The organism is Lacinutrix gracilariae (assembly GCF_042684485.1).
Classification (GTDB): Bacteria; Bacteroidota; Bacteroidia; order Flavobacteriales; family Flavobacteriaceae; genus Oceanihabitans; species Oceanihabitans gracilariae.
This window is the reverse complement of record NZ_JBHULM010000011.1, coordinates 127,062-139,363: the sequence shown is the minus strand read 5'-3', so window position 1 is coordinate 139,363 and position 12,302 is coordinate 127,062. Positions and strand designations below refer to the sequence as shown.

General features: G+C 35.8%; 11 protein-coding genes. 8 read left to right on the top strand and 3 right to left on the bottom strand.

The window, feature by feature from the left end; all coding sequences use genetic code 11:
• The first annotated feature begins 177 nt into the window (after positions 1-177).
• The 8 genes from paaZ (at position 178) to ACFSSB_RS07800 (ending at position 9,474) form a co-directional block, all read left to right on the top strand.
• The gene (gene paaZ, locus ACFSSB_RS07835; RefSeq protein ID WP_379902871.1) at positions 178-2,715 is read left to right on the top strand and encodes a phenylacetic acid degradation bifunctional protein PaaZ; all 2,538 of its coding nucleotides are present in this window, start codon (positions 178-180) and stop codon (positions 2,713-2,715) included.
• A gap of 88 nt (positions 2,716-2,803) precedes the next feature.
• The gene (locus ACFSSB_RS07830) at positions 2,804-3,121 is read left to right on the top strand and encodes a GIY-YIG nuclease family protein (RefSeq protein ID WP_379902869.1); all 318 of its coding nucleotides are present in this window, start codon (positions 2,804-2,806) and stop codon (positions 3,119-3,121) included.
• 80 nt (positions 3,122-3,201) lie between these two features.
• Positions 3,202-3,954 carry an enoyl-CoA hydratase/isomerase family protein gene (locus ACFSSB_RS07825; protein WP_379902866.1) on the top strand — a complete coding sequence of 251 codons (753 nt, stop codon included), beginning with the start codon at positions 3,202-3,204 and terminating at the stop codon, positions 3,952-3,954.
• Positions 3,955-3,994: 40 nt separating this feature from the next.
• A complete protein-coding gene (locus ACFSSB_RS07820) occupies positions 3,995-4,318 on the top strand; it encodes a GIY-YIG nuclease family protein (protein ID WP_379902863.1) in 324 nt (107 codons plus the stop codon).
• A gap of 30 nt (positions 4,319-4,348) precedes the next feature.
• Positions 4,349-4,945, top strand: coding sequence for an acyltransferase (locus tag ACFSSB_RS07815; RefSeq protein WP_379902861.1), 597 nt, complete (start codon positions 4,349-4,351; stop codon positions 4,943-4,945).
• A gap of 185 nt (positions 4,946-5,130) precedes the next feature.
• Positions 5,131-6,432, top strand: a complete 1,302-nt coding sequence (locus ACFSSB_RS07810) for a dihydrolipoamide acetyltransferase family protein (RefSeq protein WP_379902858.1) — start codon at positions 5,131-5,133, stop codon at positions 6,430-6,432.
• Positions 6,433-6,570: 138 nt separating this feature from the next.
• Positions 6,571-8,652, top strand: coding sequence for an alpha-ketoacid dehydrogenase subunit alpha/beta (locus ACFSSB_RS07805; RefSeq protein ID WP_379902856.1), 2,082 nt, complete (start codon positions 6,571-6,573; stop codon positions 8,650-8,652).
• Positions 8,653-9,126: 474 nt separating this feature from the next.
• Complete coding sequence (locus ACFSSB_RS07800; RefSeq protein ID WP_379902854.1) at positions 9,127-9,474, top strand: hypothetical protein; 348 nt, start codon at positions 9,127-9,129, stop codon at positions 9,472-9,474.
• A 63-nt stretch (positions 9,475-9,537) separates the two neighbouring features.
• On the opposite strand, the gene ACFSSB_RS07795 is transcribed toward ACFSSB_RS07800, so the two are convergent.
• Genes ACFSSB_RS07795 through ACFSSB_RS07785 form a run of 3 tightly spaced genes read right to left on the bottom strand, consistent with a single transcriptional unit; the run spans position 9,538 to position 12,259 of the window.
• Positions 9,538-10,071, bottom strand: coding sequence for a DUF4136 domain-containing protein (locus ACFSSB_RS07795; RefSeq protein ID WP_379902851.1), 534 nt, complete (start codon positions 10,069-10,071; stop codon positions 9,538-9,540).
• 20 nt (positions 10,072-10,091) lie between these two features.
• On the bottom strand, positions 10,092-12,071 hold the full coding sequence (locus tag ACFSSB_RS07790) for a urocanate hydratase (RefSeq protein WP_379902848.1): 1,980 nt from the start codon (positions 12,069-12,071) through the stop codon (positions 10,092-10,094).
• Between the two features lie 14 nt (positions 12,072-12,085).
• Positions 12,086-12,259, bottom strand: coding sequence for a DUF5522 domain-containing protein (locus tag ACFSSB_RS07785; protein WP_379902844.1), 174 nt, complete (start codon positions 12,257-12,259; stop codon positions 12,086-12,088).
• Between the last annotated feature and the right edge of the window lie 43 nt (positions 12,260-12,302).

Below are 12,302 nucleotides of genomic sequence, written 5' to 3'. Positions count from 1 at the left end.
AAAAAGAAAATAAACTTTGGTTAAGAAATAAACATAGCAAATTAGTGCGTTAGGGATTAAAGTGGCATCCTTTTTTGAAGCATGAGAAAAAGATATAACGGAAAGCCCGACCTTTAGGTAACGCCATAAAAGAATAGAAGTCTAATTTAATAGATACCCACTTTCGTGGGCATTAAGATGAATAAAATACAACACTACGTCCAAGGTTCTTGGACCACAGGAAAAGAAGAAGGAACCCCAATTCTAGACGCAATCACAGGTGAAGCATTCACTAGCGTTGCAATCGAAGGATTAGATGTTCCCGAAATTCTAAACTACGGAAGAACCAAAGGAGGAGAAGTTCTAAGAAAAATGACGTTTCAAGAACGTGGTAACATGCTCAAGAAATTAGCATTATATCTTACCAAAAGAAAAGATGCTTTTTACGATTTAAGCTACAGAACAGGAGCTACCAAAGTAGATAGTTGGATCGATATTGAAGGTGGTTTTGGAAACTTATTTGCAAACGCTTCTCTTAGAAAACTATTCCCAAATCAACCCTATCATGTAGAAGGAGATGCTATCGATTTGTCTCGTGGTGGACGCTTTATGGCGCATCATATTATGGTGCCTAAAAAAGGAGTTGCAGTACATATTAACGCATTCAACTTTCCAGTTTGGGGAATGTTAGAAAAATGTGCTGTAAACTGGATGGCAGGAGTTCCTGCTGTGGTGTTACCTGCACCTTCGTCATCCTATTTAGCAGAAGCCGTTGCAAGAACTATTATTGATTCTGGAATATTACCAGAAGGGGCTTTGCAAATCATAAACGGAACGGTTAAAAATATTCTAGATACTGTAGAATCTCAAGATGTAGTCACGTTTACAGGTTCTGCACAAACAGGACGATTGTTAAAAGCGCATCCAAGATTAATTCAAGAATCGGTACCTTTTACTATGGAAGCCGATTCTTTAAACGCTTCCATTTTAGGAGAAGATGCGGTTCCTGGAACACCAGAATTCGACTTGTTTGTAAAAGAAGTTAGAAAGGAAATGACGGTTAAAGCTGGGCAAAAATGTACAGCAATTCGTAGAATTATTGTTCCGGAAAAATTAGTTGACGACGTACAAACGGCATTAGCAAAACAATTAGATAAAGTCACTATTGGAGACCCAAGATTAAAAGAGGTCAGAATGGGTTCTTTAGTCAGTCATCAACAAGTACAAGCCGTTCGAGATTCGGTAAACGATTTGTCAAAAGAAGCACAAATTGTATATGGTAATTTAAACGAGATAAACACCATTGGAGCAGATGCTAAAAAAGGTGCATTTATTAGTCCGATTGTATTGAGAGCAGACCATCCTTTTCAAAATACAGTCATTCACGAACGCGAAGCATTTGGACCAGTAAGTACCATAATGCCTTATAAAAATTTAGACGAAGCCATTACTTTGGCGCAAATGGGTAAAGGTTCGTTAGTATCTTCCATTGCTACCAACGACGATAAAATTGCTAAGGACTATGTTATAAATGCAGCATCGCATCATGGTAGAATTTTAGTTTTAAATAGAGAAAGTGCGAAGCAAAGTACAGGACATGGTTCGCCATTACCATATTTAGTTCATGGTGGTCCAGGACGTGCTGGTGGAGGTGAAGAAATGGGAGGCATGCGTGGTATTAAGCATTATTTACAGCGTACAGCCATTCAAGGTTCGCCAACAACCATTACCGAAATTACTGGAGTTTACCAACAAAATGCAAAGTATAAGGAAGCAGAAAAGCATCCGTTTCAATACCATTGGGAAGACATTCAACCAGGAATGTCTTTAAAAACCCACAAGCGAACGTTAACAGATACGGATATCCAGAATTTTGCCAATTTAACTTGGGACCACTTCTATGCACATACCGATATTACATCTTTAGACGGAAGTATTTTTGAAAAAAGAACAGCGCATGGTTATTTCATTATTTCTGCAGCAGCAGGATTATTTGTGTATCCAAATAAAGGACCAGTAGCAGCAAATTATGGCTTAGATAGCATCCGATTTTTAAGACCATTATATCATAACGATACCATTTATGTGCGTTTAACATGTAAAGAAAAAGTTGATAGAGATGTCGCTTCTGCAGAACATCCTAGCGGAATTGTAAAATGGCACGTTGAGGTTTTTGATGCTAATTTTGAAAACCGTCCCGAAAGTCAGAAAACCGAAAAAGATAGTCCGTTAGTTGCTGTTGCAACCATTTTGACGATGGTAGAGAAAAAACAAGAAACTTTTGTGGAAATGACAGAAGAAAAAATAGAGGAATGTCTTTCTGCATTACAAGAAGATGCAAAACCAAAATGGGGAATCATGACGCCTCAGCATATGATAGAGCATTTAGAATATACTTATAAAATTGCTTCTGGAGAGATTCAAGATTTTGAGATTGCAACACCGGAAAAGATTTTAGATAAGGTACACCATAGTTTGTATAACTATAAAAAGTTTCCAAGAAATTCTCAATTTCCAGAATTGGAAAAAGATACATTAGAGCCTTTAAAACATGCCGATTTAGCAACAGCTATTGAGAAGTTTAAAGCACAAAGAAAAAAATATATAGAATATTATAAAGAGCATCCAGAAGCTAAATTGAAAAATTTAGTGTTTGGAGTATTGAATAAATATGAAGCGTATCTTTTAGAGCGAAAGCATTTGAATCATCACTTTGAGCAGTTTGGATTGATATAATTATTAATAGAAAGTCACTGCGCACGTGTTGCGCAGTCGCATTAATGTTAACGAAAAGCTTTAATGCAGTGACTTTAATGTAAGTGCAATGTCTAAAAAATATTATACATACATTTTAACACACGAAAGAAATCACATCTTTTATGTTGGTGTAACAAATAATATAGAACGACGAATGAGTGAACATAAAGCAGCAACTTTTGGAACTCATGTTGGACATTATAACATTAAAAAATTAGTTTATTTTGAAGCGCATTCTGATATACGAATCGCCATCAAAAGAGAAAAGACCATTAAGAAATGGAAAAAAGTTTGGAAAAGAAACCTAATAACGGAAATGAATCCGGAATGGAAGGATTTGAGTTTAGGTTGGAATCTTTCTAAATATAATAAGAACAATGATTAATACGAATGCGCAACAGGTGCGCATTGACATACTAAAAATAGATTCCTGCCTACGCAGGAATGACAGTAAAAAATAAAAATATGAGAGACCCTTATGTTAAGTTAGAAATAAAAAACGAAGTAGGATACATCGAATTTTTCCATCCTGCTCACAATTCCTTACCAGGAGATATATTAGCAGAACTAGCACAAACCATTACAGCTGCAGGAACCAATGACGCTATTAAAGTAATCGTTTTAAAAAGTGGAGGTGATAGAACCTTTTGTGCAGGCGCAAGTTTTAATGAACTTATCAATATTAATGACGAAGCTACAGGTAAAGTATTCTTTTCTGGATTTGCGAATGTGATAAACGCGATGCGTAAATGTCCAAAATTCATCATTGGTCGCGTACAAGGAAAAACCGTTGGTGGAGGTGTTGGACTAGCCGCTGCAACCGATTATTGTATGGCTACAAAGTTTGCTTCCATAAAACTTAGTGAGCTAAATATTGGAATAGGGCCATTTGTAGTCGGACCAGCAATTGAACGTAAAATGGGATTAAGTGCGATGTCGCAAATCGCGATAGACGCGAATACGTTCTATACGCCAGAATTCGCAAAACAAAAAGGCTTATACACGCATGTTTTTGATACTACAGAAGCATTAGACGAAGCGGTAAAAACAACTGCAGAACATTTATGCACTTACAATACAGAAGCTATGCTAGAAATGAAAAAAGTATTCTGGCAAGGAACAGACCATTGGGATGCTTTATTGGCAGAACGCGCAGCGACTAGTGGAAGACTTGTACTTTCTGATTTTACAAAAGAGAAATTGAAAGGGTTTAAGTAACCAATTCCTGCGAAGGCAGGAATCTCATAATAAAGAAGGAATGGCGTTATGGTATGTCTATATAATGACAAATAAACCAAATGGAGTGATTTATATTGGTATAACCGATAATCTTAACGAAAGAGTAAGGGAACATAAATATAATGTATATCCAAAATCGTTCACAGCTAGATATAATTGTGAGAATCTTGTTTATTTTGAAGAATATGAAAAGGGAGAAGAAGCTTCAATTAGAGAGCGACAATTCAAAAAATGGAAAAGAGAATGGAAAGTGAACTTAATCGAAGAAATGAATCCAAGTTGGGCTGATTTAAGCGCGAATTGGAATTTAGATGATAATAGAGAATTTAGAATTAATAAATAATGAGATTCCTGCCTACGCAGGAATAAGGATATGATTTACAGTTTCAAAAATTACACACCAGTGGTTCACGAATCCAGTTTCGTGCATCCACTTGCAGCAGTCACAGGCAATGTCATCATTGGCAAAAACTGTTACATTGGTCCAGGAGCAGCTATTCGTGGGGATTGGGGACAAATTATTTTAGAAGATGGCGTCAACGTACAAGAAAATTGTACCGTACATATGTTTCCTGGCAAGTCCATCACGTTAAAAGAAAGTGCACATGTTGGTCATGGAGCCATTATTCATGGCGCTAATTTAGGGCGTAATTGCCTCATTGGTATGAACACTGTAATCATGGATGATGCCGAAATAGGTGATGAATCTATAGTGGGTGCTATGGCTTTTGTAAAAGCAGAAACCAAGATTCCGCCACGTAGTCTAGTCGTTGGTAATCCTGCCAAAGTAATCAAACAAGTGAGTGATGAAATGATTGCATGGAAAACAAAAGGCACGCAATTGTACCAGCAATTACCAGCAGATTGCCACGAGAGTTTACAAGCTGTAGAGCCGTTGAGAGAAGTGCCTGAAAACATGAAAATGCAAGAAGGAGCTTATGATACCCTTCGTGATTTTTTAAAGAAATAGTTGGGCGTTACCACAAGGGTCGTGCTTTACACTATATCTTTTTTATGAAAAATAAAAAAGGATGCCGTTTCAATCGCTAACGCAAATGGAACTATCCTTCAAGATAGAGTAAACTAACAAACGCTAGTTAATATGATTTAACATTCTACATGTAGTAGAATATTTAAAATAAAAGAAAAAAGACCATGTCTAGTTACGAATTAAAAATGCCTAAAATGGGCGAAAGTATAACAGAAGGAACCATAATCAACTGGTTGCTAGCAGAAGGAGATTCTTTTCAAGAAGGCGATATTATCCTAGAAGTGGCAACAGATAAAGTAGATAATGAAGTGCCTGCTCCTGCAGCAGGTACCTTAGTAAAAACCATGTTTCAAGCAAAAGATGTTGTTCCTGTTGGAGAAGTACTAGCAATTCTTGAAGTTTCAGAAGACGTTAAAACTTCAGAAAAGAAAGATGTCACTCTGAGTGCAGTCGAAGCGTCTAAGGTAAAGAAGAAAGATACTAAAAGACCAAAACCAGTTCAAAAGGTTTCAACTTCAACGTCTTTTTCAACAGCAAACACCAACACCTTCTTTTCGCCATTAATCATAAAAATCGCCAAAGAACATCATATTAGTTTTGAAGAACTCGCTCGTATTCCCGCAACAGGACACGAAGGCCGACTTCGTAAAAGTGATGTTTTCAATTATATAGAAGAGGGAAGACCATATAAATTCGCGCAAGCTGTAACACAAGATCCAACAGCTTATCGTATTCCACAATTACAATTCGATAAAGGAAAAGGAAAAGTTATTGAAATGGATAGAATGCGCCAGATGATTGCAGACCATATGGTGTATTCTAAACACACTTCGCCTCATGTTACCGCTTATGTAGAAGCAGATTTAACCAATATGGTAAATTGGCGTAATGCCAACAAAGTAGCCTTTCAAGAAAAGTATGGAGAACGTTTAACCTTTACACCCTTATTTGTAGAGGCTGTAGCAAAAGCAGTAAAAGATTTTCCGAACATCAATGCTTCGGTAGATGGTAATAACATTATTGTAAAAGAAGACATCAATATTGGTATGGCAACCGCTTTACCTAGCGGAAACTTAATTGTTCCTGTGGTAAAAAATGCAGATACCAAAGATTTAAAAACGATTGCTAGTACTGTAAATGAACTAGCAAACAAAGCAAGAGAAAATAAATTAGCAGGAGACGATATTAAAGGAAGCACCTTCACCATTTCAAACGTAGGAACCTTTGGTAGTGTTATGGGAACACCAATTATTAACCAACCAGAAGTAGCTATTCTTGCTTTAGGAATTATAAAGAAAAGACCCGAAGTCATCACCACAGAAAAAGGAGATGAAATCGCTATTCTTAGTATGATGTACTTATCGCTTTCTTTTGATCATCGAGTAGTTGATGGTTTTTTAGGAGGAAGTTTTGTGCGTCGTGTAGCAGATTATTTTGAACAATTTGACACCAATAGAAAGATATAATATTAGAAAAGATCACACTGGTTTTTGAAACTGCTGAGGTCTACATCGAAATCTCGCGTTAGGGATTGTAGTGAAAAGCCCACAGCGCAGCGAGGACTTGCAACGTAAAGCCCGCTCGAACGCCAAAAAAAATAAAATATGAGTGCTTTAAATAAAGACATACTAAAAAAAGGATTTTCAAAATTATGTACCGCCAAAGCAATGGCAGAACTATACGAAGCTAATTTTAAACAAGTTTCAAAATATGTGCATGCCACATCGAGAGGTCATGAAGCGATTCAAATTGCTTTAGGTATGCAATTGTTACCGCAAGATTATGCGTTTCCATATTATAGAGATGATGCGATGTTGCTTTCTTTTGGCCTAGAACCTTACGATTTGATGTTGCAATTATTAGCTAAAAAAGACGATCCGTTTTCTGGAGGAAGAACCTATTATTCACATCCAAGTTTAAAGGATGATGATAAGCCGAAAATTCCGCATCAATCTTCTGCAACAGGTATGCAAACTATTCCAGCAACAGGAGTTGCTATGGGAATGCAGTATATCGAATTACAGGGAATTAGCAATGCTAATGTTATTAAGAGCGATAGCGAAGAATCTCTAAAACCAATAACAGTTTGTTCTTTAGGAGATGCTTCCGTAACCGAAGGAGAAATAGCAGAAGCTTTTCAGATGGCAGCTTTAAAACAAATGCCAATTTTGTATTTGGTACAAGATAATGGTTGGGATATTTCTGCCAATGCAGCAGAAACACGAGCACAAAGTGCATTTGAATATGCACAAGGTTTTAAAGGTTTAGAAGCGATTTCTATTGATGGAGCCAATTTTATAGAAAGTTATGAAGCGTTAGGAAAAGTTATAGAAACCATTCGTACAGAACGAAGACCTTTTTTAGTACACGCGAAAGTTCCTTTACTAAATCATCATACTTCTGGTGTGAGAATGGAATGGTATCGTGATGATTTAGAAGAAGCACGTTCTCGAGATCCTTATCCAGTTTTAAAGCAACAATTAAAAGATCATGGATTTACGGAAACAGAAATTGAAGCGATAGAAAATTCCGCGAAAGCTAAAGTACAAGCAGACTTTGAAAAAGCATTATTAGCCGAAGATCCAAAACCGGAAGATTTATTTACTAATGATTTTGTACCAACACCAATAACCGAAGAACAAGGAACACGTGCGCCAGAAGGTGCCGAAAAAGTGGTGATGGTAGATTGCGCTTTATTTGCCGTTGAAGAGTTGATGAAAAAGCATAAAGAATGCTTGTTGTACGGACAAGATGTTGGTGGGAGATTAGGCGGTGTTTTTAGAGAAGCTGCCACCTTAGCGCAAAAATTTGGAGACGATCGCGTTTTTAATACACCAATACAAGAAGCCTTTATAGTAGGTTCCACTGTTGGTATGTCTGCAGTAGGATTAAAACCTATTGTTGAGGTGCAATTTGCCGATTATATTTGGCCAGGCTTAAACCAGTTGTTTACCGAAGTGAGTAGAAGTTGCTATTTAAGTAACGGAAAATGGCCAGTTTCTATGATTTTACGTGTGCCAATTGGTGCGTATGGAAGTGGTGGACCTTACCATTCATCTTCTGTAGAAAGTGTGATTACTAATATTAGAGGTATTAAAATTGCCTATCCAAGTAATGGAGCCGATTTAAAAGGTTTAATGAAAGCAGCATATTACGACCCAAATCCTGTAGTGATTTTAGAGCACAAAGGTTTGTATTGGTCTAAAGTGCCTGGAACGCAAGGAGCAACCTCTGTAGAACCAAGTGAAGATTATGTGTTGCCTTTTGGAAAAGCATGGGTTTTACAAGAAATTTGGAAACAAGAAAGTGTAGAAACTTTAACGATTGTTACTTACGGAATGGGAGTGCATTGGGCTTATAACGCTTCGGGAGAATTAGATATGCGCGATCAAATAGAGATTATAGATTTACGAACTTTATTTCCTTTAGACGAAGACACGATTATGAAATCGGTAAAGAAAACAGGGAAATGTTTGGTGGTGACAGAAGAACCTTCTAATAATAGTTTTGCTAGAGCATTATCTGGAAAAATTCAAGAAGAATGCTTTAAATATCTAGATGCACCAGTAATGACTATTGGTAGTGAAAACATGCCAGCAATTCCGTTGAATTCTACTTTAGAACAAACGATGATTCCTTCCACAGAAAAAGTGAAAGCTAAAGTTTTAGAGATATTAAAATATTAACCTTTATAAAATTAAAAAAAAATCTAGATGTTTATGATGGATATGCAGTTAGCGCTGTCATAGATTTAGTTTTTTTTCATTTTCAAGAAATGAAGCTTCACTTATATGGAGTTAATACACCTGCATAACGAGGAAAAATAAGAGGAAGGAAAAAAACTAGAGATATAGTAAGGGGTTTAATTCTAGATAAGGAGGTGTAAATTCCTTGCTAAAAGGATAAACTAGGAAAGTATGGTTCTTATTTAGTAAACATACTAGTAGATGATGTACATGTTAATTCGTGGTTAGTAGCTAATGGTTATGCAAAACCATATCTATTATAATTATTTAATTTTTAATTTGCTTTAAATATTGAAGATTCATAGAGTGTGTTAGCATGTTAGACTAGCATATGTTGGTTTAATTTAATTGTAGTTTTAAAAAAAATTGTATATTGGATCACTGAAATTTTTTAATCATTATAAAATAATTAACATGAAAAAGTATATTACACTTTTAAGCTTAATAGCTGTTTTTTTTATTGGTATGCAACAGACACAAGCACAGGATTCTAGAGTAGCAGAGGCTGAGTTTCCTGAAGCGATTGCTAAGAAACAATTACATGAATTACATCAAACAGTTGCTCTTACAGGAGAACAGCAAACGGAAGCATACAAAGTGCTAGTTGATTTACAACAAAACTTTAATGGCTTAAAAGGTAATACTAATATTACAGAAGTACAAAGAGCAAAAGCTGCTTTATTAGAAAGAGCTAATATGAAATTGAAAAGTATTTTAAATGCAGAACAGTATGAGGCATATTTAGCTTCATTAAAAAAATAAGCAATATAAATACAATTACATATAAAAAAAACCACTCTTAATTAGAGTGGTTTTTTTGTGCAATTAATTTTCTATACCAGGAGGATATTTCTCCATGATTTTAGTAACAAACTCTTTAATTCGTTCTTCTTTTTTATTTTGAGATAGATAGCCAGTACCATGTCCTTGCCATACTAGTTCTTTTTTGTTAGCATCAATTAAATCTATATAAAGAATTCCTTCTGTAGAAGTAGATACGGTATTGTAGTTATTCCAATACCAAGGGCTCCATCCCCAACCATAACCGTAAGGACCAAAACCATTGTTATACACATTTACTTTTTCTCTAGATTTAGTAAATATACTAACCAGTAAATCTGGGTTTTTAGATTTTGTAAATCCTTTAGCAAGTAATTCTGCTTCAATAGCACGTAGAATTCTACGCTTATCAAGGTCATTAATTTCTGCTTTATCAATTCCTGTTTTATAAAAAGCAAAGGTTTTAAAATCATTAAAATTTGCTTGTTTGTCATAGTCTGATGCAACTCTTACAGAGCTACAAGAGGTAGTTACTACTAATAGGAGTAGTACAGATGTAATAGTGATTAGGTTTTTCATAATTGCAATTTTTTAAATTTTCAATTCAGTAAAGCATCGTCCACATGATTTGGTAGTGTTACTTTTAAATTAGGTTCTACTTCCATAGCGCGTTTAATAGCAAATTCTGCTCCAGAATTTCTTGCCCAACTTCTTCTTGAAATACCATTGTTTACATCCCAGAAAAGCATGGCATTTAAGCGTTTAGATGCTTCTGTAGTACCATCAAGAACCATACCAAATCCACCATTAATAACTTCTCCCCAGCCAACGCCACCACCATTATGAATACTAACCCAAGTAGCACCTCTAAAACTATCACCAATTACATTTTGTATAGCCATATCTGCAGTAAAACGGGAACCATCATAAATATTGCTTGTTTCTCTATAAGGTGAGTCTGTACCAGAAACATCATGATGATCACGACCTAAAACTACATAACCAATTTCGCCATTTGCAATAGCATCATTAAAGGCTTGGGCTATTTTCATTCTTCCTTCAGCATCTGCATATAGTATTCTTGCTTGTGAGCCTACTACTAATTTGTTTTCTTGAGCTCCCTGTATCCATTGAATATTATCAGCCATCTGTTGCTGAATTTCTATTGGAGAGTTCTTTTTAATTTCTTCTAACACATTGCATGCAATAGCGTCTGTTTTTGCTAAGTCTTCAGGTTTTCCTGATGCGCAAACCCAACGGAATGGTCCGAAACCATAGTCGAAACACATAGGTCCCATAATGTCTTGTACATAACTTGGGTATTTAAAATCTATGCCATTTTTTGCCATAATATCTGCTCCTGCACGAGAAGCTTCTAGAAGAAAAGCGTTTCCGTAATCAAAGAAATACGTTCCTTTTGCAGTATGTTTATTAATGGCATCTGCGTGTCTTCGTAATGTTTCTTGTACTTTTTCTTTAAATAATTCAGGATTGTTGGCCATCATGTCATTAGCATCTTCAAAAGAGATGTCAACAGGATAGTATCCTCCAGCCCAAGGATTATGAAGTGAGGTTTGATCGCTTCCTAAGTCTATATGTATGTTTGCTTCATCAAATTTTTCCCAGACGTCAACAATGTTTCCTAAGTATGCTATTGAAATAGTTTCTTTTTCTGTTTTCGCTTTATTAACGCGAGAGACTAGTTTATCTAAGTCTGTTATTTTTTCGTCTATCCAACCTTGATCTAATCGTACTTGTGTGATTTTAGGGTTTACTTCTGCGCAAACTGTAATACAGCCAGCAATGTTACCAGCTTTTGGTTGTGCACCAGACATGCCTCCTAAACCAGAGGTAACAAATAGGTTTCCTTTAGGTTCTTTTTTTATTTTTCTAAAGCCGTTTAAAACGGTTATGGTTGTACCATGAACAATACCTTGCGGACCTATGTACATATAGCTTCCTGCTGTCATTTGTCCGTATTGTGTCACGCCAAGCGCATTGAATTTTTCCCAATCATCTGGTTTGGAGTAATTAGGAATCATCATTCCGTTTGTTACTACAACACGTGGTGCATTTTTGTGGCTAGGAAATAAACCCATAGGATGACCAGAGTACATAACAAGGGTTTGTTCTTCATTCATTTCTGCCAAATATTTCATGGTTAGCCTGTATTGTGCCCAGTTAGAAAAAACAGCACCATTACCACCATATGTAATTAGTTCATGTGGATGTTGCGCTACTGCATAATCTAGGTTGTTTTGTATCATTAGCATGATGGCAGCTGCTTGTTTTGATTTTGCAGGATATTCGTCTATTGGTCTTGCGTACATTTTGTAATCAGGACGTAAACGATACATGTAGATTCTTCCGTAGGTTTCTAATTCGTTTTTAAATTCTGGAAGTAATTCTGCATGTTGTTTTTTATTAAAATAACGTAGGGCATTACGTAATGCTAGTTTTTTTTCTTCAGCAGTTAAAATGTCTTTACGCTTAGGAGCGTGGTTTATTTCTGTTTCATATGCTTTTGGTTGTGGTAAAGTATCTGGAATGCCTTGTAATATTTGCTCTTTAAATGTCATGTTTGTTAAAGAATTTACTTTTTTTTAATTGTTTTACGTGAGGTTGATGCGTTAAAACCATAAGGACAATGTCTGCAACCACTTTCGCAACAGTAACCACGTTTTAAATGGTATTGCTCTGTGAAACATTTGTAGCCTTCTGGTGTTAGGTAATAATCACCTTCTTCAATGGGAACAAATTTCTTCATCTAACAAAGATAATGTAATTTGGTTTGATTTTTGAGTGGTATA

Bases quoted from the DNA above. Each gene is read 5' to 3' on its own strand.
- ACFSSB_RS07795 (WP_379902851.1), bottom strand. From the start codon at position 10,071: ATGAAAAACCTAATCACTATTACATCTGTACTACTCCTATTAGTAGTA.
- paaZ (WP_379902871.1), top strand. From the start codon at position 178: ATGAATAAAATACAACACTACGTCCAAGGTTCTTGGACCACAGGAAAA.
- ACFSSB_RS07805 (WP_379902856.1), top strand. From the start codon at position 6,571: ATGAGTGCTTTAAATAAAGACATACTAAAAAAAGGATTTTCAAAATTA.
- ACFSSB_RS07800 (WP_379902854.1), top strand. From the start codon at position 9,127: ATGAAAAAGTATATTACACTTTTAAGCTTAATAGCTGTTTTTTTTATT.
- ACFSSB_RS07825 (WP_379902866.1), top strand. From the start codon at position 3,202: ATGAGAGACCCTTATGTTAAGTTAGAAATAAAAAACGAAGTAGGATAC.
- ACFSSB_RS07815 (WP_379902861.1), top strand. From the start codon at position 4,349: ATGATTTACAGTTTCAAAAATTACACACCAGTGGTTCACGAATCCAGT.
- ACFSSB_RS07785 (WP_379902844.1), bottom strand. From the start codon at position 12,259: ATGAAGAAATTTGTTCCCATTGAAGAAGGTGATTATTACCTAACACCA.
- ACFSSB_RS07810 (WP_379902858.1), top strand. From the start codon at position 5,131: ATGTCTAGTTACGAATTAAAAATGCCTAAAATGGGCGAAAGTATAACA.
- ACFSSB_RS07830 (WP_379902869.1), top strand. From the start codon at position 2,804: ATGTCTAAAAAATATTATACATACATTTTAACACACGAAAGAAATCAC.
- ACFSSB_RS07820 (WP_379902863.1), top strand. From the start codon at position 3,995: ATGGCGTTATGGTATGTCTATATAATGACAAATAAACCAAATGGAGTG.
- ACFSSB_RS07790 (WP_379902848.1), bottom strand. From the start codon at position 12,071: ATGACATTTAAAGAGCAAATATTACAAGGCATTCCAGATACTTTACCA.